The 21,125-nt window shown below is 71.8% G+C and carries 18 protein-coding genes; 8 read left to right on the top strand and 10 right to left on the bottom strand.

Going from position 1 to position 21,125, the window contains the following annotated elements:
• Positions 1–37: 37 nt before the first annotated feature.
• Positions 38–646 (bottom strand): acyltransferase, encoded by a 609-nt coding sequence (locus AB0F81_RS27815; protein WP_360201850.1) that lies wholly within the window; start codon positions 644–646, stop codon positions 38–40.
• 281 nt (positions 647–927) lie between these two features.
• Between AB0F81_RS27815 and AB0F81_RS27810 the strand changes: the two genes are divergently transcribed.
• The 5 genes from AB0F81_RS27810 to AB0F81_RS27790 are packed head-to-tail and all read left to right on the top strand — an operon-like array spanning position 928 to position 5,811.
• Positions 928–1,995 carry a Gfo/Idh/MocA family oxidoreductase gene (locus AB0F81_RS27810; protein WP_360201849.1) on the top strand — a complete coding sequence of 356 codons (1,068 nt, stop codon included), beginning with the start codon at positions 928–930 and terminating at the stop codon, positions 1,993–1,995.
• Positions 1,992–2,957 carry an NAD-dependent epimerase/dehydratase family protein gene (locus tag AB0F81_RS27805; protein WP_360201847.1) on the top strand — a complete coding sequence of 322 codons (966 nt, stop codon included), beginning with the start codon at positions 1,992–1,994 and terminating at the stop codon, positions 2,955–2,957. The genes AB0F81_RS27810 and AB0F81_RS27805 overlap by 4 nt, the downstream gene beginning before the upstream one ends.
• Entirely contained in the window at positions 2,939–4,078 is a 1,140-nt protein-coding gene (locus tag AB0F81_RS27800; protein ID WP_360201846.1) for a DegT/DnrJ/EryC1/StrS family aminotransferase, read from the top strand. The genes AB0F81_RS27805 and AB0F81_RS27800 overlap by 19 nt, the downstream gene beginning before the upstream one ends.
• The gene (locus AB0F81_RS27795) at positions 4,075–4,704 is read left to right on the top strand and encodes an acetyltransferase (RefSeq protein ID WP_360201845.1); all 630 of its coding nucleotides are present in this window, start codon (positions 4,075–4,077) and stop codon (positions 4,702–4,704) included. The genes AB0F81_RS27800 and AB0F81_RS27795 overlap by 4 nt, the downstream gene beginning before the upstream one ends.
• A 12-nt stretch (positions 4,705–4,716) precedes the next feature.
• A complete protein-coding gene (locus AB0F81_RS27790) occupies positions 4,717–5,811 on the top strand; it encodes a DegT/DnrJ/EryC1/StrS family aminotransferase (protein WP_360201844.1) in 1,095 nt (364 codons plus the stop codon).
• A 1-nt stretch (position 5,812) separates the two neighbouring features.
• On the opposite strand, the gene AB0F81_RS27785 is transcribed toward AB0F81_RS27790, so the two are convergent.
• Complete coding sequence (locus tag AB0F81_RS27785; protein ID WP_360201842.1) at positions 5,813–6,472, bottom strand: class I SAM-dependent methyltransferase; 660 nt, start codon at positions 6,470–6,472, stop codon at positions 5,813–5,815.
• A 186-nt stretch (positions 6,473–6,658) separates the two neighbouring features.
• On the opposite strand from AB0F81_RS27785, the gene AB0F81_RS27780 reads away from it, so the two are divergent.
• From AB0F81_RS27780 to AB0F81_RS27770, 3 genes are read left to right on the top strand one after another with little or no spacing between them, the layout of a single operon-like run.
• Entirely contained in the window at positions 6,659–7,891 is a 1,233-nt protein-coding gene (locus tag AB0F81_RS27780) for an MFS transporter (protein ID WP_360201840.1), read from the top strand.
• Entirely contained in the window at positions 7,888–8,904 is a 1,017-nt protein-coding gene (locus tag AB0F81_RS27775) for a hypothetical protein (RefSeq protein ID WP_360201839.1), read from the top strand. The genes AB0F81_RS27780 and AB0F81_RS27775 overlap by 4 nt, the downstream gene beginning before the upstream one ends.
• An 11-nt stretch (positions 8,905–8,915) precedes the next feature.
• Positions 8,916–9,935, top strand: a complete 1,020-nt coding sequence (locus AB0F81_RS27770) for a glycosyltransferase family 4 protein (RefSeq protein WP_360201837.1) — start codon at positions 8,916–8,918, stop codon at positions 9,933–9,935.
• Here AB0F81_RS27770 and AB0F81_RS27765 read toward each other — a convergent pair whose 3' ends face one another.
• The 8 genes from AB0F81_RS27765 to AB0F81_RS27730 all read right to left on the bottom strand — a co-directional run bounded on the left by AB0F81_RS27765 (position 9,936) and on the right by AB0F81_RS27730 (position 21,102).
• Positions 9,936–11,153, bottom strand: a complete 1,218-nt coding sequence (locus AB0F81_RS27765) for a hypothetical protein (protein ID WP_360201836.1) — start codon at positions 11,151–11,153, stop codon at positions 9,936–9,938.
• A complete protein-coding gene (locus AB0F81_RS27760; protein ID WP_360201856.1) occupies positions 11,150–11,971 on the bottom strand; it encodes an ABC transporter permease in 822 nt (273 codons plus the stop codon). The genes AB0F81_RS27765 and AB0F81_RS27760 overlap by 4 nt, the downstream gene beginning before the upstream one ends.
• Positions 11,972–11,976: 5 nt before the next feature.
• On the bottom strand, positions 11,977–12,987 hold the full coding sequence (locus AB0F81_RS27755) for an ABC transporter ATP-binding protein (RefSeq protein WP_360201835.1): 1,011 nt from the start codon (positions 12,985–12,987) through the stop codon (positions 11,977–11,979).
• Positions 12,984–14,072 carry a glycosyltransferase gene (locus tag AB0F81_RS27750; RefSeq protein WP_360201833.1) on the bottom strand — a complete coding sequence of 363 codons (1,089 nt, stop codon included), beginning with the start codon at positions 14,070–14,072 and terminating at the stop codon, positions 12,984–12,986. Before AB0F81_RS27750 ends, AB0F81_RS27755 begins: the two co-directional genes overlap by 4 nt.
• A gap of 100 nt (positions 14,073–14,172) precedes the next feature.
• Positions 14,173–17,841 carry a DUF4082 domain-containing protein gene (locus tag AB0F81_RS27745; RefSeq protein ID WP_360201832.1) on the bottom strand — a complete coding sequence of 1,223 codons (3,669 nt, stop codon included), beginning with the start codon at positions 17,839–17,841 and terminating at the stop codon, positions 14,173–14,175.
• A gap of 211 nt (positions 17,842–18,052) precedes the next feature.
• Positions 18,053–18,316: a phosphopantetheine-binding protein gene (locus AB0F81_RS27740; protein ID WP_360201831.1), complete on the bottom strand. Its 264-nt coding sequence runs from the start codon at positions 18,314–18,316 to the stop codon at positions 18,053–18,055.
• Between the two features lie 18 nt (positions 18,317–18,334).
• A complete protein-coding gene (locus AB0F81_RS27735) occupies positions 18,335–19,558 on the bottom strand; it encodes a pyridoxal-dependent decarboxylase, exosortase A system-associated (RefSeq protein WP_360201829.1) in 1,224 nt (407 codons plus the stop codon).
• Positions 19,555–21,102 carry an acyl-CoA ligase (AMP-forming), exosortase A system-associated gene (locus AB0F81_RS27730; protein WP_360201828.1) on the bottom strand — a complete coding sequence of 516 codons (1,548 nt, stop codon included), beginning with the start codon at positions 21,100–21,102 and terminating at the stop codon, positions 19,555–19,557. Before AB0F81_RS27730 ends, AB0F81_RS27735 begins: the two co-directional genes overlap by 4 nt.
• Positions 21,103–21,125: the final 23 nt, after the last annotated feature.

Raw genomic sequence — 21,125 nt, 5'->3', positions numbered from 1 at the left:
GGCCACGGGCGCCTGCGTAGGCCGTACGAAAAATCGGTCAGCTCTCGGTGAGCCTGCCGTCGGCCTCGAGGTATTCGGCGCCGGTCTCCGGGCAGACCCAGACGCCGCCGCCCTTGGCGGTGAGCGGGCGGCCGGCCCGGCCGACCCAGCCGACGCGGCGCGCGGGGACGCCGACCACCAGGGCGAAATCGGGCACGTCCTTGGTGACCACCGCGCCGGAGCCGACCAGTGCCCACCGGCCGATGGTGACCGGGGCGACGCAGACGGCGCGGGCGCCGATCGCGGCGCCCTCGCCGACCGTGACGCCCACCGCGGTCCAGTCGGCGCCGGTCTTGAGGCGGCCGTCGGGGGTGACCGCCCGCGGGAACTCGTCGTTGGTGAACACAGCGGCCGGGCCGACGAAGACGCCGTCGCCGAGGCGGGCCGGTTCGTAGACCAGGGCGTGGTTCTGCAGCTTCACGTTGTCGCCGGTGACCACGCCGGGCCCGACGTAGGCGCCGCGGCCGATCGTGCAGTTCCGGCCGAGAGTGGCGTCCTCGCGGATCTGGGCCAGGTGCCAGATCCGGGTGCCCGCGCCGATCACCGCCCGCTCGTCGACGTCGGCGGTCGGGGCGACGGTCACGCCGTCACGGCTCAGCTCAGACATGGAACACCCTTCGGACGGCCGGCGGCGGATCGAGCCAGGGTAGAGGTGAAAACGGCTCGGGAATGTCGGCGATCCGACGCCGCCATCCATTTTGGCCGATGGTTGAGTGGATCTTCGCCCCTCGGGCGGGCGGCGATGGCCGAAGGTATCGGCCTTGACCTCGGCTCCGCCCTAAATCCGTCAGTGATCTGGCGTGATACCGAGCGGAGTCGATAGCTTTCCGGACGGCACCGTCCACGATGTATCGAAGCCGCGGCTTCCAGACCGAAACGGATGTCTTTGTGACTCCTCCGCTCTCCGCGCCTGCGATCGGCGTGGCCGTCGTCGGGGCCGGTTACTGGGGCCCCAACCTGGTCCGCAACTTCCAGGGCAGCACCGCGTTCCGCCTGCAGTGGCTCTGCGACCTCGACGTCGAGCGGGCCCACCGGGTCCTCGGCGGATACTCGACGGTCCGGGTCACCGCCGACCTGGACGAGGTCCTCGCCGACCCGCTGGTGCAGGCCGTCGCCATCGCCACCCCGGCCGGCACCCACCTGCCGGTCGCCCTGGCCGCCCTGCGCGCCGGCAAGCACGTGCTGGTCGAGAAGCCACTCGCCGCCACCTACGACGAGGGCCTGCAACTGGTCGAGGAGGCCGAGCGGCGCGGCCTGACCCTGATGTGCGACCACACCTACTGCTACACGCCGGCTGTGCTGCGCATCCGCGAGCTGCTGCACGCGGGCGACCTCGGTGAGCTGCACTTCCTCGACTCGGTCCGGATCAACCTGGGCCTGGTGCAGCGCGACATCGACGTGGTGTGGGACCTGGCGCCGCACGACCTGTCGATCCTCGACTTCGTGCTGCCGCCGGCGGTGCGCCCGATCGCGGTCGCGGCGCACGGCGCGGACGGCATCGGCGCCGGCCGGGCCTGCGTGGCGTACCTGACGTTGCAGCTGAGCAACGGCGCGATCGCGCACATCCACGTGAACTGGCTGTCCCCGGTGAAGGTCCGCACCGCCATCTTCGGCGGCTCGAAACGGACCCTGGTCTGGGACGACCTCAACCCGAGCCAGCGGCTCTCCCTCTACGACCGGGGCGTGGACGTGGCCTCGCCGGACGAGCTCGGTGACGAGCAGCGGCGGGACATCCTGATCTCCTACCGCTCCGGCGACATGGTGGCGCCGGCGCTGAGCGAGCGCGAGGCGCTGCGCACCATGGTCGAGGAGTACGCACGGGCGATCACCACGGGCACGCCCGCACTCACCGACGGCCGCGCCGGCTTGCGCGTGCTGGAGATCCTGCAAGCGGCCTCGCGCAGCCTGGCCGAGGGCGGAACGATGATCAAGTTGGACGAAGGGCACATGGCGTGACTGGGGTACAGATCGAGGGCGCGCGCGCTCTCGTCACCGGCGGAGCGGGCACGATCGGTTCGCACGTCGTCGACGAACTCGTCCGCGGCGGCGCCGCCGAGATCGTGGTTCTCGACAACTTCGTGCGGGGCCGGCGGGAGAACCTGGCGTGGGCGCTGGAGAACGGCCCGGTTCGGCTGGTCGACGGCGACATCCGCGACATCCCGCTGGTGCGGGAGGTGACCGCGGGCAAGGACCTGGTCTTCCACCTGGCCGCGATCCGGATCACCCAGTGCGCGGAGGAGCCGCGGCTGGCCAACGAGGTGCTGGTGGACGGCACTTTCAACGTGATCGAGGCGGCCGCCGAGCTGGGCGTCAAGAAGCTGGTCGCGTCGTCGTCGGCGTCGGTCTACGGGCTGGCGGAGGAGTTCCCGACCACCGAGCGGCACCATCCGTACAACAACGACACGTTCTACGGCGCGGCGAAGGCGTTCAACGAGGCGATGCTGCGCAGCTTCCACGCGATGAAGGGCCTGGACTACGTGGCCCTGCGCTACTTCAACGTCTACGGCCCGCGGATGGACATCCACGGCCTCTACACCGAGGTGCTGATCCGCTGGATGGAGCGGATCGAGTCGGGCCGGCCCCCGCTGATCCTCGGCGACGGGCTGCAGACGATGGACTTCGTGCACGTGGCCGACATCGCCCGGGCCAACATCCTGGCGGCCCGCGCCGACGTCACCGACGAGGTGTTCAACATCGCCAGCAGCGAGGAGACCAGCCTCAAGGACCTGGCCGCCGCGCTCAGCGCGGTGATGAAGTCCGACCTGGCGCCGGAGCACGGCCCGGCCCGCGCGGTCAACGGCGTCACCCGCCGGCTGGCCGACATCTCCGCCGCCGACGAGCGGCTGGGCTGGAAGCCCGAGCTCACGCTCAACGACGGCCTGCAGGGTCTGGTCGACTGGTGGCGGTCGTCGCGATGATCCCGGTGATGATCCCGCAGCTCGGGGAGGAAGAGGCGCAGGCCGCGGCCGAGGCGATCCGCTCCGGCTGGGTGGCCCAGGGTCCGCGGGTGGCCCGGTTCGAGCAGGAGTTCGCGGCCGCGGTCGGCGCCGGGCACGGTGTCGCGGTGTCGTCCTGCACCACCGGCCTGCACCTGGCGCTGGTGCTGCTGGACGTGCGGCCCGGCGACGAGGTGATCGTGCCTTCGCTGTCGTTCATCGCCACCGCCAACGCGGTGCGCTACGTCGGGGCGACGCCGGTCTTCGCCGACGTGGACCTGGCGACCGGCAACCTCACCGTGGAGACGGTCGACGCGGTGCGCACCCCGCGGACCCGGGCGGTCATCGCGGTGCACCAGGGCGGCGTGCCGTTCGACACGGCGGCGCTGCGCAAGGCCACCGACGGCTGGGGGGTCGGCCTGGTCGAGGACGCCGCCTGCGCGGCCGGCTCGGTGGCGTACGGGCAGCCGGCCGGCACCGGCGCGCGGGTCGCCGCGTGGTCCTTCCACCCGCGCAAGCTGATCACCACCGGCGAGGGTGGCATGGTCACCGTGGACGACGCCGAGGCGGCGGCCCGGCTGCGGCGGCTGCGCGAGCACGGCATGAACGTCTCCGCGGCCGACCGGCACGCCAGCAAGCAGCCGGTGCTGGAGGCGTACCTGGAGACCGCCTGGAACTACCGGATGACCGACATCCAGGCCGCGGTCGGCCTGGTGCAGCTGGGCCGGCTGGCCGGGCTGGTCGCGCAGCGCCGGGAGCTGGCGGCCCGCTACCAGGAGCTGCTGGCCGATGTCGACGGCTTGGTGCCGGTGCGCGACCCGGCTTACGGGCAGACCAACTACCAGTCGTTCTGGGTGCTGCTGGACGGTTTCCCGGTGAGCCGCGACGAGGTGCTGACCGAGCTGGCCGCCCGCGGGGTGTCGGCGCGGCGCGGCATCATGGCGGCGCACCTGGAGCCGGCGTACGCGGACGTGACGCCGGGCCCGCTGCCGGTGACCGAGCGGATCACCCGGGAGTCGCTGATCCTGCCGCTGCACCACAAGCTCACCGACGCCGACCAGGAGCACATCGTCGGCGTGCTGCGTGACCTGGCCGGCCGGTGACCGATCTCGTCATCGTCGGAGCGGGCGGCTTCGCCCGGGAGACGGCCGCGGCGGCGCACGCCGCCGGGTGGCGGGCACTCGGGTTCGTCGACGACGACCCGGCCCTGCACGGAACCGTCCGCTCCGGCCTGCCGATCCTCGGCCCGGTCGACCACGTCCTGAAGACCGAGGCCGCCGTCGTGGTGTGCGTGGGCAATCCCCGCAACTTCACCGCGCGGCGGCGCATCGTCGAACGCCTCGGCCTGCCGGCGGACCGGTACGCCACGGTCGTGCACCCGTCCGCGCAGGTCGGCGCCGGCAGCACGGTCGGTCCGGGCAGCGTGCTGCTGGCCGGCACCGTGCTGACCGCCGACGTCACGGTCGGCTCGCACGTGGCGGTCATGCCGCACGTGGTGCTCACCCACGACGACCGGGTGAGCGACCACGTCACCATCGCCTCCGGCGTGCGGCTCGGCGGCTCGGCGGTTCTGGAGACCGGCGCCTACGTGGGCTCCGGCGCCCTGATCCGCGAGAGCGTCACGGTCGGCGCCTGGTCCCTGGTCGGGATGGGCTCGGTCGTGCTGCGCGACGTCCCGCCGGGCCAGGTCTGGGCCGGCAACCCCGCACGCTATCTGCGTCCCGTCTGAGGAGTTGACTGCATGTCCAGGATCCCGCTGGTCGACCTGGCCGCCGCCCACGCGGAGGTGGCCGAGGAGGTCGAGGCCGGGTTCAAGCGGATCATCGCCGACACCGCGTTCGTCGGTGGCGCCGAGGTGGCCGCGTTCGAGCGGGAGTACGCCGCGTTCTCCGGTGTGCCGCACTGCGTCGGGGTGGCGAACGGCACCGACGCTCTGGAGCTGGCGTTCAAGGCGGTCGGGGTCGGGCCGGGCAGCGAGGTGATCCTGCCGGCGAACACGTTCATCGCCACCGCCGAGGCGGTCGTCCGGGCGGGCGGCACGGTGGTGCTGGTGGACTGCGACCCCCGTACCCATCTGATCGATGTGGAGGCCGCGCTCGCGGCCGTCACGCCGCGCACCCGGGCGATCGCGCCGGTCCACCTCTACGGCCAGCTCGCTCCCGTCGAGCTGCTGCGGCAGGGCCTCGCCGGCCGCGACGTCGCCATCGTGGAGGACGCCGCGCAGTCGCAGGGCGCCACCCGGCACGGCCGCCCGTCCGGGGTCGACGGGATCGCCGCGACCAGCTTCTACCCCGGCAAGAACCTCGGCGCCTACGGTGACGCGGGCGCGGTCACCACCGATTCCGAGGAGTGGGCCACCACGGTGCGCACCCTCGGCAGCCACGGTGGCCTGCGCAAATACCACCACGACCTGATCGGGGTGAACAGCCGCCTCGATGGTCTGCAGGCGGTGGTGCTGCGGGCGAAACTGGCCCGCCTGGCCGACTGGAACGTCCGCCGCCGGGCCGCGGCCGCCCGTTACGACCATCTGCTGTCCGGTCTCGACCAGGTGGCGCTGCCGGTCACGATGGAGGGCAACGAGCACGTGTGGCACATCTACTGTGTCCGGGTGCCGCGCCGCGACGAGGTGCTGGCGAGCCTGAACGCGGCCGGTGTCGGCGCGGCCATCCATTACCCGTTCCCGATCCACCGGACCGGCGCCTTCGCGCACCTGGGCGGGTCGTTCCCGAACGCCGAGGCTGCCGCCCCCGAGCTGCTGTCCCTGCCGATCTTCCCGCAGATCACGCCGGAACAGCAGGCCCGGGTCGCGGAGGCGCTGGCCGCCGCGCTGGACTGAGTCAGGCGCGGATCGCCACCACGGACTTGATCAGGCCACCGAACCGCTCGTACCACAGGTCGGATGTGGGGAAGTAGGAGCGCATCTCGGTCAGCGACAGCAGCTCGACCGAGGCGGCGTTCGCAATGGCCTCGGGCAGGTTGTCGGCCCGCCCGGGGCTCAGCGGCCAGCGCCGGGTCACCTCGGCGCGGACCCGCAGGGGCAGGAACTGCATGGCCGGGAAGACCCAGTGCGGCTCCACCGGAAAGTAGCGGTACGGCGTCTGCACCCAGTGCTTGTCGGCGCTGCGGTGCACCACGTCGGCGAAGCGCTGGCGCGGGAAGTGACCCCCGACGTGCTCGATGACCGAGTTGGAGATGACCAGGTCGTAACTGCGGGACGCCACCTCGGCCGGCGGGTCGCAGGCGTCGCCGACGAACGTGTCGAGCCACGGCTCGTCGGTGTCGAAGGACATGAGGTTGAGGACCGTGACGGAGGCGGGGCGCACCGTGAACGTACGCCAGAAGGGCGGCTCACCGCCGAGGTCGAGCACGTTCATGTCGGCGAGATCGGGGAAGGTCTCCAGCAGCTTCGCAGCCCGGCGTGCCCTCGCGTTGAACCCGATCGAATTGGTCCGGGATCCATCGGCAACGCGTGCGCGCACCTTCTGGCCGATCGACATGACTGCTCCCCATCGTTGTCCCTGTCGTCGCGATCACCATAGCCAGAATCCACAGGGGACATCGTCAACCGTCATGTTGCCGACCGACTGGCCGAACGTCCTGTCCGAACCGCCAGAAGGACCCCGCCGCAACGACCGTCGCGGAGGTAGGTTGTCGGGGCACGGAAGGCGGGGGACGACGTGTATGTGACGTTGCGGGACCGGCCCGGAGGCTCCACACGGGGCGGCACCGGCAAGCGGGTCGCCTCGACGGTGGTGCTGCTCGGCGTGGTGAGCCTGCTGACCGACGTCTCCTCGGAGATGGTGGCGTCGGTGCTGCCGCTGTACCTGACCGCGGCGGTCGGTCTCAGCCCGATCGCCTACGGCTTCCTGGACGGCATCTACCAGGGGGTCAGCGCGTTCCTGCGGATCGCCGGCGGCTATGCGGGCGACCGCGGCGGCCAGCCCAAGTGGGTCGCCGTGGTGGGCTACGGCGCTTCCGCCCTGAGCCGGATCGCCATGCTGCCGGCGGCCGGTTTCGCCGCCATCACCGCCGTGATCACCACCGACCGGCTCGGCAAGGGCCTGCGGACGGCGCCCCGCGACGCGCTGATCGCCGAGGCGTCCGACCCGGCGATGCTGGGCCGCTCGTTCGGCGTGCACCGCGCCCTCGACACGGTCGGCGCCGCGCTCGGTCCGCTGGTGGCGTTCGCGCTGCTGGCGAGCGTGCCGGGCAGCTACGACTCGATCTTCGTGGTGTCGTTCGCGTTCGCCATGGTGGGCCTGGCCGTGCTGGTGCTGTTCGTGCCGAACCTGCGCACCGCCGCCGGGACCGCCCGGATCGGCCTGCGGCGCACGATGCGCGCGGTCGCCGGCCACCGGCTGCGCCGTCCGCTGCTGGCCGCCGGGATCCTCGGCCTGCTGACCGTCGGCGACGGCTTCCTCTACCTGACCCTGCAGGAGCGCGACGACTTCGCCGCCCTCTGGTTCCCGCTGCTCTACGTCGGCACGAACGTGGCGTACCTGGCTCTCGCCGTGCCACTGGGCCGGCTGGCCGACCGGGTGGGCCGGGCCCGGGTGCTGGTCGCCGGGCACGGCGCGCTGCTCGCCGGCTACCTGCTCGCCGCCCTGCCGTCCGGCGGGGTCGGGCTGACCCTGGCGGTCCTGTTGCTGCTCGGTGTCTTCTACGCGGCCACCGACGGGGTGCTGCCCGCGCTGGTCAGCCGCCTGGTCCCGGCCGAGGCGCGGGGCAGCGGCATCGCGGCCGCGCAGACCGTGGTGGCGCTGGCCCGGTTCGCCGCGTCGCTGCTGTTCGGTCTGCTCTGGAGCCTGATCGGGGCGGCCTCGGCGCTGCTGCTCTTCGCCGGCCTGCTCGCGGTGGCGATCCCCGGGGTGGCCTGGCTGCTTCGCGGCCTCGATCGGGCGGAGGTTCCGGCGTGAGCATGCGGCTGCGCATCGTCCTGCTGACTGTGGTCCTGCTCGCGGCCGCTCTCGGCGCGGGTGGGTATGTGTGGAACGTGCGGCAGAGCCAGGCGGAGACCCTCGCCGAGGCGCCGGCCGTGCCGCAGGGCGGCGACCCGGCGGCCGTGCGCACGCAGCCGCACCTGGTCTTCCGCAACACCGCGCTGGGCCAGGAGTACGGACGGGTCGCGCTGGTGCCGCTGAGCGCGCCGGACGGGCCGCGCACGTTCACCCCGGCCTCCTGCGAGCGGGTCTACGCGACCCGGGACGACGCGATCTGCCTGTCCGCCAAGCGGGGGCTGGTGACCACCTACCAGGCGCGGCTGCTGGACGCCGCCTGGGCCCCGGCCCGGGACCTGCCGCTCACCGGCATCCCGTCGCGGGCCCGGCTCTCCGGCGACGGCACACTGGCCGCCACCACGACGTTCGTCTTCGGCGACTCCTATGCCAACCCGGGCCAATTCTCCACCCGTACCGTGGTGAGCCGCACCGGCGGCGAGGTGGTCGGCGACATCGAGAAGTTCAAGCTGGTCGTCGACGGCAAGGTGATCACCGCGGTGGACAAGAACCTGTGGGGCGTCACCTTCGCCGGCGCCGACAGGTTCTACGCGACCGCGGCCTCCGGCGGGAAAACCTGGCTCGTGGAGGGCAGCCTGTCCGCGCGGACGGTCACCGCCCTGCGGGGCGACGTCGAGTGCCCGTCGCTGTCACCCGACGGCACCCGGCTGGCGTTCAAGAAACACGGCGACCTCCCGCCGGGCCGGTGGCGGCTGGCGGTCTACGACCTGCGCTCCGGCACCGAGACCGTACTGGCCGAGACGCGCAGCGTCGACGACCAGGTGGAGTGGCTGGACGACCGCACGGTCGTCTACGGGCTGCCACGGGAGACCGCCGGCACCGGGTCGAGTGACGTGTGGCGGGTGCCGGCCGACGGCACGGGAACCCCGCAGACTCTGGTGCGGGACGCCTGGTCGCCCGCCGTCATCCGGTGAGAGGGCGCAGCATGCAGGATCAACCCGAAGTCCTGGTCCGGTTCGGCGGGCGGCTCGACGTGACCGACTGGCAGCGCCGGCACGCGCTCGGCGAGGTGCCGGACGCCTGGCCCTACGGTCTGGACCGGATGGCCGCGCACGGGATCCGGGTGACCCCCGCGCCGGTCTACACCGGCAACGAGCAGCTGGCCCGTCTCGCCCGCGCCGCCGGACGGTTCCAGTGGCTGGAGGCGCGCACCAAGGCCGGCAAGCCCGATGTGGTGCTGTGCTGGGACGAACGGGTCGGCGTCCCGGCCGCCTGGCAGAGCTCGATGGTGCTCACCGGCGTGATCTGGCTGACCGACGAGCACTCCGGCCGCATCCGCCGGATCCTGGGCGGCTCCGGCCTGCGCCGCGCGCACCGGGTGTGGTCGCTCTCCTCGGCCCAGCTGCCGGTGCTGCGCGACGTCTTCGGGATCCCGCAGCAGCGCCTCGTGCACGTCCCGTTCGGCATCGACGCGGACTTCTTCACCCCGGGCGGCGAGCCCACCCCCGGCCTGGTCGTCAGCGCCGGCAACGACCGGCACCGCGATCACAGCACATTGGTCACGGCCGCAGGCCGACTCAAAGACCCCGATGTACGCCTGGAGCTCGCCACCCGGCACCCGGTGGAGGTGCCGTCCGAACTCGGCGTCCGGCACAGCGAGCTGACCCACCCGCAGATGCGCGACCTCTACCGCCGTGGCGCCGTGACAGTCGTGGCGCTACGCCCCAACCTGCACGTCAGCGGCATCTCGGTGACGTTGGAGGCGATGGCCTGCGCGCGCCCCGTGGTGGTCACCGACACGCCCGGCATGCGCGATTACGTGACACACGGCGGAACCGGGCTGCTGGTGCCACCCGGCGACGTGGAGGCGCTGGCCGCCGCGGTCGCCGAGCTGCTGGCCGACCCGCAGCGGGCCCGGGAGATGGGCGCCGCCGCCCGGCGGGACGTCGAACGGCGGTTCAGCACCCAGGTCCAGGCCGGCCACCTCGCCGCCCTGGCCCGCTGATCAGGGGCCGTAGACCTCGTCCTCGATGGTCTCCCGGGTGACCCGCTTCGCCTCGTCCCACGGCGTCGACCGCACGCTCGCCGCGATCGCCTCCGGCGCCGGCCGTTCCCCGGTCACCACCTCGCTGAGCGCCTCGGCCAGGCCGAACGCGGTCGGATGGGCCCACCGGACGTGGGGGTTGTCGAGGGTGACCTTCGCGTACTCCGACTCGGCCATCACCGGCACCACCCCGCAGGCGAGCATCTCGTCCGGCACCAGCGACAGGTTGGTGAACGACATGGCGATCCCGGCCGCGCACTCGTTGTAGAGCTCGGCGAGCCGGGCCGGGGGCAGCACCCCGTGGTTGGTCGCCGGGAACGGCACCTCGACGGTCGGGTCGCCGAAGATGTGGATCGGCTGGTCCGGGTGCCGGCGGTGGAACTCGCGCAGGGCGAGCAACCCGAGCAGGAACCCGCGGCGCGGCACGTCCCGCTTGGCGTAGAACACCACCCCGGTACGCGGAGAGCGGTTCGTCAGCCCGTAGACCGAGGTGTCGATGCCGAAGTTGGCGACGGCGGCGGTCACCCCGAAGCGGTCGCGCAGCAGGTTCGCCAGCATCGGCCCGACCGTGATCGACCGGAACCCGAACCGGTAGCTGTCCTCGGCCAGCACGTACTCCGAGCTCTGCGGGTAGAAGAACGGCTCGAAGTCCTGGATGAAGTAGAGCCGCCGGGTCGGCAGGGCGGCCTGCGACGCCAGCACGTGCGCGGTCTCCCACGCCGAGGCCACGTAGGCGTCCAGCGGCGCGAGCCCGTCCGCCACCGACCGGATCTCCGCTTTCATCCCCGGCCAGAACCGGCGGATCACCCGCTCGTGCCGGGCCAGCTCGCCGCGGTACGGGTCGTAGAGGTAGAGCACGCAGGTGTGCCCGGCCGCCTCCATGCCTTCGATCATGCGGAAGAACGTGGTGTGCCCACCGGAGCCGCCGCCGGGCGGCGAGCAGATCCAGCCGACGGTCAGCGGGGTGCCCCGCTGCGGGCGGCGCTCGGGCACGGCCAGCCGCAGGTCCCGCGAGTCGGCCATCAGGTCCAGCTCGACCTGGCCGGCCAACTCCGAGGCGCCCAGCCGCCGGTAGGCCAGCCAGACGGCCCGCCGGGCGAGCCCGCGCACGCCGGACTCGCGCAGGTGCCGGACCGCTTCCCGGCGCCGGGCGTTGAGGTGGCGCAGGTCAGGACTCATATGCTGAGGATCCCCAGTCGGCGGGCGAGCCGCAGGGACCGGTCGAAGACGAACAGCCCGGCGGCGAAGGTCACGGCACAGAACAGAGCCAGGATCAGCGTCGCCGCGAGCGGGGACAGTCCCTCGGCGGGCATGTCCGGCATCAGCAGCTGACGCTCGGCGGCGATCACGTAGGAGTGCGGCACCAGGTAGCTGGCCCAGCGGATCCAGACCGGCAGCACCTCGATCGGGAACAGCGCGCCACCGAGCACCGAGGCGGCCAGGCTGTAGAGCATCACGACCGGCTCGCCCCGCTTGAACAGCAGGATGAAGCTGGCGGCGAACGAGCCCAGCGCGTTGCAGGCCAGGATGCCGAGGAAGAGCACGAGCAGGCCGGCCGGGATGCCACTCGCGGCGACCGGGCCGCCGAGCATCCAGCCGAGCGCCACCATCACGCAGGCCAGCAGGGCGCCGGTGACGCTGCGCCAGATGTTCATCGCCACCGGGATCAGCGCCCACGGCACCGGCTCGACCAGATAGGTCTCCAGCGTGCCGCGCTCCATCGCGAAGTTGAGCCGGCTGGTCAGGCCGGTCAGCGCGTCCTGCAGGCCGGCGATCACGGCGGCGCCGATCAGCATCGTCATGAACAGCTCGGGCGTGATGTCCAGGAACGTGCTCTGGAAGTAGTAGAGCAGCACCGGGAAGACCACGGCGAGGTAGCGCATGATCGTCGAGGCCGGGAACATCCGCTCCTCGACCAGGTCGATCCGGATGTACGCCTCGAGCGTGTCGAAGATCTTGGTGGCCCGGCTCCGCTTGTGGATCGTGGCGGGGTACATCGAGTTCACGCGCCGGCCCCTCGCTCGTACACCCTGGCGATCAGGTCGCGCAGCGGCATCGGATGTTCGCGCACGTGCCGGATCGACGCGGCCACCGGCCCGAGCCGGGCGAGCACCGCGCCCACCGGCTCGTCCCCGGCCTGCCGGCAGTGCACCGACGTGTCCTCGACGGTCGCCTCCAGCCCTTGGGCGACCAGCTTGTCGGCCACCGAGTGCGCCTCCGCCGGGGTGCCCATCACGAACTCGACCAGCGGCCGGTCCCACTCGCGCCGCAGGCTGTCCAGATCGCCGGAGTACTTCACCCGGCCGCGGTCCATCAGCAGCGCGTGCGACTGCAGCGCCTCGATCTCCTCCAGCCGGTGCGAGGAGATCAGCACCGCCAGCCGCTCCTGCTTGACCAGATCCATGATCAGCGTCAGCAGGCCGTGCGCGGCGATCGGGTCGACCGCGCCGGTCGGCTCGTCGAGGATCAGCGCGCGCGGGCCGGGCAGCAGCGCCCGGGCCAGCCGCAGCCGGGCCCGCATGCCGGCCGAGAGGCCGGCCACCACCGACTCGGTCTGAGCGGTCAGGTTCACCGTCTCCAGGACGTACGGGATCCGCTCGGCCAGCTCCTTACGGGGCATGCCCTGGAGCCGGCCGTGCAGTTGCAGGTTCTCCTTCGAGGTGGCCCGCATCAGCAGGCTGCGGTCCTCCGACGGCATCCAGCCGACCACCTGGCGCACCTGCTCGGAGTCGCGCCCGGCGTCGAGACCCATGATGGTGGCCGTGCCGCCGGTCGAGGTGGTGAGGCCGACGAGGATGCGGAACATGGTGGTCTTGCCGGCGCCGTTGGGGCCGACGATCGCGCAGATCTCGCCGGCCCGGACCGTCAGGTCGACGCCGTCGAGGGCCTTCACCGGCTCGGTCAGGTGGGACCGGGCGAAGACCCGCATCCAGTTCGGGGTGGGCTCGTACAGTTTCGTCAGGCCGGACAGGACGATGACGTCGTCGCCGTCGGTCTCAGGAAAGCTGGTCACAATGCGCGTACCGCCGGGGAGATGCCGGAGCGGCGCCACCGGCGCCACCCGAGGTGGTGCACCGCGCGGTCGCGCAGTGCGGTGACAGGCGGGGGCACGAGCGGGCCGCCGCCCGCCGCGTACTTCCGATAGGCGTGCATCAGGGCGCTGTCCTCGGCGGACGGCCAGATCTCGGTGGCCAGGTCCGCGAGGCGGGCCAGCTGCCCGGCCTGCTGCTCGCCGGGACGGCCCTGCTCGTAGGGACGGCAGGCCAGGATCAGCGCCTCCCGGGCCAGAGCCTGGTACGCACCGGCGCGCAGCGACTCGGCGCCGGGCAGCCGCTCGCCGTCCTCGTCGAAGAGGATCCGCAGCGTCAGGAAGCGCTGCTCGATGTCGAGGACGTCGCCGGAGTACTCCCCGGTGTGCATGTTCGCCCCGTGCACCCGGTAGAACGCCTGGTCGACGCCGTTCACCCGGCCGATCGCGGCACGCGTGCCGGCCCGCAGCCACAGGTGGTAGTCGGCGGCGTGCGGCAGGCGTACGTCATAACCCACCAGCTCGCGCATCGTGCTCGCCCGCATCATCACCTCGGGGGTGTAGATGGGGTTGGTGGCCGTCCGGGTCACCTTGGCCACCCACTCCGGCCCGTCCCAGATCGACCACGACCGCAGCCGCGCCCGCGGCTGCGGCGGGGTCCCGGTGAACCGGCGCGAGAAACCGTAGACCAGGCCCACCTCGGGATGGGCCCGCAGCAGCGCGGCGGAGCGCGCCAGCGAGCCCGCGGCGAGCAGGTCGTCGGCGGAGAGCAGCACGACGAACTCGCCCTCGGCAGCGGCCAGCCCCTCGTTGTACGTCGCGATGTGCCGCTTGTTCGTCTCGTGGGCGATCACCCGCACCCGTGGATCCTGCTCGGCGAAGCGCTGGGCGACCCGCGCGCTGCCGTCGGGTGAGGCGTCGTCGACGATCAGCGCGTCGATGTCGACCTGGTCGGCGTCGGCGAAGACGCTCTCCAGGCACTCCGCCAGGAAGTGCCCGTAGTTGTAGCACGGGATCACGACGGTGACGCGGGGCCGGTCCGTCAGCGCCCGTGGGGTTACCTTCCGCACCGGCCTGCCCTTCTCGCTGAGCTATCGATGATCCTAGGTTCGGCGGGCATGCTCGCTTTCCCTGTCGTCGGATTGCCGACCGTCCCGTGTGGACGCGCCTTTATGGGTTCGGGATGAAATAGACGTCCACCCAGTAGTTGTGGTTGACGGCCGAGTTCGGGAAACCGCTGCCGTAGCGGTAGAGGCCGCCGGCCGGTGCCACGTGCAGCGGCGGGTTGTCGACGCCCGAGGCGAAGGCGTTCACGTTGAGCGCGTAGTAGCCGACCGACGAGCGGTAGGACGCCACGAACGTGGTGTTCGCCGAGATCTCGACGGGTGCGTCGAACAGCATCGTCTGCCAGCCCGAGCCGGTCTCGTACTCGAACGTGCCGGAGGCGATCTCCTGCCCGCCCTCGGTCCACAGGGTGCCCCGGTGGGTGCCGGTGTTCTGCGCGCCCTTCCAGAACCGGATCCCGTGCACCTTGCCGGCCACGTCGGAGCGGAACTTGACGCCGACCTCGATCGCCGAGTTGTCGTCGAACGACTCGATGGCCGGGGTGGACGTGCCCAGGATGGTCTGCGAGCCGGCCGGCGGTTTCGGCTGCTCGGCCGGGGGCGGCGGCCCGTCCGGCACGAACAGCGGGTCCACCCAGTAATTGGTCTCGCCGTGGGTGTTCTCCGGGAAGCGGTCGCTGCCGTACGCGTAGACGCCGTTGGCGCCGGTCGCCGCGACCATGGTGCGGTCCGGGGCGATGTGCGCGTTCGCGAAGAAGCCGGGGTTGTAGGCGTAGTTGCCCTGCGGCGCCCAGTACGCGGCCGTGTAGGTCTGGCCGGCGGTCACGTCCACCGGTGAGGCGAACTGCACCGACTGCCAGCCGGACGCGCTCTCGGTGACGAACGTGGCCTTGCGCATGACACCACCGGTCGCGTTGTAGAGCGTGCCGGTGTGCACCCCGTTGTTACCGGGGCCCTTGTAGAAGCGGACCCCGATGACCTTGCCGCTGACGGTGGGCTTGAACCGCACGCCCAGGGTGATCGCGTCGCCGTCGCCGGACGACGCGTTCGCCGGCACCGCGTTCGGCGCGTACAGCGTCGACACCTGTGCCCACGGCGTGGTGGTGAAGGTCCACTCCACCGGTGTGCTGGCGGCGCCCTGCGCGTCGCGGGCGGTGACCCGCGCGGTGTAGGCGGTCGCCACGGCGAGCGGGGCCGACGGGCGGAAGGTCACGGCGCGGGTGTCCGCGTCGTAGACCGTGCTGCCGGCGACCGCCGTGCCGTCCGGCCGGCGCAGGGTGAACTGCACGGTCGAGGCGTTCAGCGGCTTGGAGAACACGGCCATCGGCTCGGCCGCCAGGCTTACCCCGGTCTCGCCCTGCTCGGGTGCGGTGGTCAGCACGGCCGGCGCCGCCGTCTCCCCGTCGACGAAGAGCACGTCGACGAAGTAGTTGGCGTCGGTCGACGAGGCGACCACCGGGAAGCCGTTGCCGGCGCGGTACAGCCCGTTGCCGCCGGAGGTGCGGCCGCGCGGCGCGGTGAGCGGGGCGGCCACCCAGTCGGCGCTGCTGAAGAAGCGGTCGTCGGCCGCGTACCGGCCGTTGGGCGCGTGGTAGCCGACGACGTACGTGGTGTTCTTGGTGACCGTGAGCGGCTGGCTGAACTTCAGCGTCTGCCACCCGGTCGTGGACTCGTTGATGAACGTGCCGGTGCGCAGCACCTGGCCGCTCGCCGACCACACGGTCCCGGTGTGCGTGCCGCTGTTGCCGGTGCCCTTGTAGAACCGGACGCCGGTGATGGTGCCGTCGGTGGACGGCACGAACTTGGTGCCGAGGGTGACCGAGGATCCGTCGTCGGCGACCGGCACCTTGGGCGCCCGCTGGCCGAACAGGGTGCTCGGGCCGTCCAGCGCCAGGGTGAGCACGGCCGGGCTGGTGCCGATGTTGCCGCTGTCGTCCACGGCCCGGGCCCGGACCACCTGGGCGGTGGCCCCGGTGGTGTGGAAGTCGTAGCTCCACGACGCGGTGCCGGTGGCCGGGTGCCAGCTCTTGCCGTCGTCGGTGGAGACCTCCACCCCGGCGACCTTGCCGCCGCCCAGATCTGTGGCGGTGCCCTTGACGGTCACCTTGGCGCCGTTGCCCGCCGCGCTGCCGTTGGCCGGCGAGGTGAAGACTGCGCTGGGCGCGACGGTGTCGGTGGAGGCGGTGGTGGCGGTCAGCCCGGACATCAGGGTCGCCGGCTGGGCGCCCATGTCGGCCATCAGGTTGACCGTCGCCTGCTGCATCACCCTGTTCGCCGGTTCGGCGTCCGCCACCGGGTCGTGGTACTCGTCCAGGCCCCAGGCCCACTGGATGGTGCCGGCGCCGAAGACCAGGGCGCCGCTGGCCGCCCGGTAGAGCGTCATGTGGTGGGTGGTGGTGCCGTCCTTGGTCTGCAGGCCGAAGTCCTGCAGATACTGCGGGGCGGGGCCGGTGGTCGTGGAGAGCCGGAACAGGCCCGGTGGCCGGAAGCCGTTGTCGAGGTCCTCGTCGGACTCGTAGCCGACCGTGTGCGGCGCGAGCGTCAGGGCCCCGGAGGTCTGTGTGGCCGCGTCGGTGTGCCGCCAGAACCGGTTCTTCCCCTGGTCGGCCGGCACCTGCATGGCCAGGTCGGTGTTGTTCGACATGTACGCCGTACCGGTCAGCGCGTTCTCCGGCACACCGCCGTTGGAGGGCGGGGTGAACCGCGGGTCGCGCCAGGTGCCGGTCCACTCCGAGGACGGGTCGATCTTGGCGTCGGCCCAGGTCTCCTTGTAGCAGACCAGGGTGCGGTGCGGCTTGTTCGCGCCGTCGACGCTGGGCTCCCAGCGGGTCTTCCAGTAGACCTCGTTGCCACTGAAGAAGGCGAGGTTGACGCCCGCGTCCCGGGCCGCCTCGACGTGCGCCCGCTGCGGACCGGACCAGTACTCGTCGTGGCCCACCGACAGGAACACCTTGTGGTTCTTGATGAGCTGCCCGCGGATGTCGGCGTCCACGTCGGTGAAGTAGCTGACGTCGTACCCGTTGCGCTCCAGGAACCGCAGCATCGGGTACTCGTTGGCGAACAGGTAGTCCCGCCCGTACGACAGCGCTCGCGTCTTGTAGGGCCGGTTGTAGCTGACCTTGAGCGCCCGGCCCAGCGGCCCGCCCCAGTAGAAGTTGGAGCCGCCGTAGTCGTTGTACGCCTGCCAGGTGGCGTCCGAGGTCTTGAAGTAGAGCTTGGAGGTGCTGGCGTCGTTGCGGACGACGAACGGGATCTGGCTGGTGTCGCCGTGGATCTCCTCGCCGTCGACCTCGCCGCTGGCCTCGATCGTCAGCTTCGCGATGAAGATGCCGGAGACCGTGTTCGCCGGCACCGTCCAGGTCGCCGAGACTGACCAGACGCCGCAGTCGTAGATCTCGGTGGCCGCGTTGTCGATGCAGTTCGGCTGCGGGTTGCCCAGCGGCGGGCGCAGCGTGTCGAACTTGCGGGCGCCCTTGCCCTGGTACCACCCGAGCCGGTAGATGTCGATCCGGTACGCGCCGGCAGCCGAGATCTTGAAGCTGATCGGCTGGCCCACGTTCACGCTCGCCTCGGTGGCGAAGCCCTGGATCGTGTGATCGCCGGCGCCCCAGATCTCGTCCCAGACCTCGGAGTCGGTGCCCGCCTTCGAGTTCTCACAGACGACCGGATTCACCACCGGCGCGCACGGGTCCGCAGCGGCGTAGGCGGGCACCCCACGTGCGCCCGCCGACAACAGCACCGCGACGCAGCTGGCCGCCACCACTGCGCTCTTCATCCATCGTGGTCGACGGGAAATCCCGCCCATACCAGTCACCGCCATGACTCCCCCAGTATTGGTTCCCCCGTGAAACAGACGACGCCCCCCATCGACGTCGGCCGAACGCTAAACGGCGGGACCGTGGCACAACAACACTCGTCCATCCGTAATGGCTCACCCGTTCGGTGCGAACGGTTCATCGAACCGTCGACATCGGATGGACGTGGCGCTATCCGCGCCGCTCGTCGACGAACGCGGTCAGGCTGCCGAGCGTCTCGAACAGCTCAGCGGTCACGTCGTCGTCGTCGACATCGATCCCGAACCGCTCCTCCAGACCCGCGACGATCTCCAGCACCGCCATCGAGTCGAGCTCCGGCAGGCTGCCGAGCAGCGGCGTCGAGGCGTCCAGCTGGTCCTCACGGTCCTCGATGCCCAGGATCGAGACCAGCATCGACCGGACCTCGGCGAGGTTCTCCGATTGCGTGACGTCCACAGAATCTCCTTGATCGGTTCAGAGCAGCATCTCGGCCGGAGCCGGATGGCCGAGGAAGGCGGTCGGGCTGGCGGTCAGCCCGTACGCGCCGGCCTGGAAGAGGACCACCAGGTCGCCGACCTCCGCGCGGGGCAGCGACACGTTGTCCCCGAGCAGGTCGAGCGGCGTGCACAGGCAGCCCACCACGGTCACGGTCTCGGCCGGCTCGTCGTCGACCCGCCCGGCCACCGCGATCGGATAGTTGCGCCGGATCACCTGACCGAAGTTGCCGGAGGCGGCCAGCTGGTGGTGCAGACCGCCGTCCACCACCAGGTAGGTCTTGCCGCGCGACTCCTTGCGGTCGACCACCCGGGTCACGTAGACACCGCACTCACCGACGATGTAGCGGCCCAGCTCGACCGCGATCCGGGCCTGCGGCAGCCCTTCGCGGATCGGCCCGGCGACCAGAGCGGCCAGGTTCGCCCCGACCGCGGCCAGGTCGAGCGGGCGGTCCCGGTCGTGGTACGGGATGCCGAACCCGCCACCGAGATTGAGGTAGCGCACCGGCAGCGGTGACTCGCCGGCCAGCCGCACCGCCAGGTCGACGGTCCGCCGCTGCGCCTCGATCAGGCTCTCCGCGTGCAGGTTCTGCGAACCGGCGAAGATGTGGAAGCCGAGGAACTCGACGTCGGCCTGCGCCAGGTCCTTGAGCAGCGCGGGCACCCGCTCGCAGTCCACCCCGAACTGCTGCGGGCCGCCGCCGAGGCGCATCCCGGAGCCCTTGACCGCGAAGTCGGGATTGACCCGGACCGCCACCCGGGGCCGGATGCCGAGCGCCCGGCCCTGCGCCGCGACCCGGTCGGCCTCGTTCTCCGACTCCATCTCGATGGTCACCCCGGCGGCGATGGCCTGCCGCAGCTCGGCGTCGGTCTTGCCGGGGCCGGCGAAGCTGATCCGCTCCGGCGGCACCGGGGTGTCCAGCGCGGCCCGCATCTCCAGCGCCGACGCCACGTCCAGACCGTCGACCAGGCCGCTGAGGTGCTGCACCACGGCCGGCATCGGGTTGGCCTTGACCGCATAGCTCAGCTTCACCTCGGCCGGCAGGGTGGCCCGCAGCAGCGCGACCCGCTCGGTGAGCAGCCGCCGGTCGTAGGCGAAGAACGGGGTGCCGCCGGCCCGCTCGGCCAGCCGGTCGACGGGGACCCCGCCCACGCTGAGCCGGCCGGCGTCCCGGCCGAAGGCCGCCACGGCGGAATGGGTCACTGGTTCAGCTCCTGTCGGATCAGGGTGCGGTCGAACTTGCCGTTGGGTGACCGCGGCAGCGCCGGCCGCTCCACGATCGTGCGGGGCACCATGAACAGCGGCAGCTCCCGCTTGAACATTGCGGTCAGGGCGGCGGAGTCGAGCGCCCCGCCGGCCGGCGGGCTGGCCACCAGGACGATCCGCTGGCCCAGCGCGTCGTCGGGCAGGCCGACCACGACCGCGTCCCCGACCAGGCCGCTGTCGTAGGCCACCTCTTCGATCTCGGTGGGGCTGACCCGGTAGCCGGACGTCTTGATCATCTCGTCGGCGCGACCGACGAAGTAGAGGAAGCCCTCCTCGTCGCGGACCACCGTGTCGCCGGAGAAGACCGCGATCTCCGGCACCAGCTCACCCGCGCGGCCGGGCAGCGGGCGGAAGCGCTCCGCGGTGCGCTGCGGGTCGTTCCAGTAGCCCAGCGCGACCAGGGCGCCGCGGTGCACCAGCTCGCCCTCCTCGCCGGGATCGGTCGGGGTGCCGTCCGGCCGCAGCACCAGGATCTCGGCGTTGGGGATGGCCTTGCCGATCGAGTCGGGCCGGCGGTCCACCTCGGCCGGGTCGAGGTAGGTGGAGCGGAAGGCCTCGGTCAGCCCGTACATCAGGAAGGGTTCGGCCTGCGGGAAGTGGCCTCGCAACTGCTCCAGGGTGGCCTTCGGCATCCGGCCGCCGGTGTTGGCGAAATAGCGCAGGTGGCGGGTGGCCTCCTCGGTCCATTTCTGCCCGGCCAGCTGCAGCCACAGCGGTGCCACGCAGGTCAGGCCGGTGACCCGGTGCTGGGCGCAGAGCCGCACCACGTCGCGGGCGAGCACGTAGTTCATCAGCACCACGTGGGCGCCCACCGTGAAGGCGGTGGTGAGCTGGCTGAAACCGGCGTCGAAGCTCAGCGGCAGCGCGGCCAGGATCACGTCGTCGGGGCGGTTGTCCAGGTACCGGCTGACGCTGGCGCCGCCGACCAGCAGGTTGCGGTGCGAGAGGACCACGCCCTTGGGCCGGCCGGTGCTGCCCGAGGTGTAGAGGATCGCGGCGACGTCGATGTCGAGGCCGCCGGGAGCCGGGGGCTCGGGGGTGCCGGCGGTCAGATCCGCCCAGGAGACCGCGGCGCCGTCGGTCGAGCCGCCGACCAGGACGACCGTCTCGACCGACTTGATCTGCTCCAGCTCGTCCCGCAACAGCGCGAACCGCTCCGGGGTGGTGATCAGGACCCGCACCGTGCAGTCGGCCAGGATGTAGCCCACCTGCCGGGCCCGCAGCAACGGGTTGACCGGCACGAAGACGCCGTCGGCCGCGGAGATCCCGAAGATCGCCTCGACCGCCTCGATCCGTTTCTCGGTGTAGACGGCCACCCGGTCACCGCGCCGCAGGCCCAGCCGGCGCAGGCCGGCGGCCACCCGGGTGACGCCCTGCCAGAGCCCGGCGTAATCGAGCGTGTCGCCGCCGTAGGTCACCGCGGGCGCGTCCGCCCGGCGGGCGGCGGCATCGGCGACGATCTCGTGCAGTCGGGTGTGCATGCTGCGGTTTCTTCCTTCTCGTC

Source organism: Actinoplanes sp. NPDC024001 (genome assembly GCF_040638955.1).
Lineage (GTDB): Bacteria > Actinomycetota > Actinomycetes > Mycobacteriales > Micromonosporaceae > Actinoplanes.
Note: the sequence above shows the minus strand (reverse complement) of the source record. Positions and strands in the feature narration are given on the sequence as shown.

What these genes read in the sequence shown, in the direction of transcription:
- AB0F81_RS27790 (WP_360201844.1), top strand. Translation starts at nt 4,717, where the DNA reads ATGTCCAGGATCCCGCTGGTCGACCTGGCCGCCGCCCACGCGGAGGTG.
- AB0F81_RS27760 (WP_360201856.1), bottom strand. Translation starts at nt 11,971, where the DNA reads ATGTACCCCGCCACGATCCACAAGCGGAGCCGGGCCACCAAGATCTTC.
- AB0F81_RS27730 (WP_360201828.1), bottom strand. Translation starts at nt 21,102, where the DNA reads ATGCACACCCGACTGCACGAGATCGTCGCCGATGCCGCCGCCCGCCGG.
- AB0F81_RS27765 (WP_360201836.1), bottom strand. Translation starts at nt 11,153, where the DNA reads ATGAGTCCTGACCTGCGCCACCTCAACGCCCGGCGCCGGGAAGCGGTC.
- AB0F81_RS27770 (WP_360201837.1), top strand. Translation starts at nt 8,916, where the DNA reads ATGCAGGATCAACCCGAAGTCCTGGTCCGGTTCGGCGGGCGGCTCGAC.
- AB0F81_RS27745 (WP_360201832.1), bottom strand. Translation starts at nt 17,841, where the DNA reads ATGAAGAGCGCAGTGGTGGCGGCCAGCTGCGTCGCGGTGCTGTTGTCG.
- AB0F81_RS27785 (WP_360201842.1), bottom strand. Translation starts at nt 6,472, where the DNA reads ATGTCGATCGGCCAGAAGGTGCGCGCACGCGTTGCCGATGGATCCCGG.
- AB0F81_RS27815 (WP_360201850.1), bottom strand. Translation starts at nt 646, where the DNA reads ATGTCTGAGCTGAGCCGTGACGGCGTGACCGTCGCCCCGACCGCCGAC.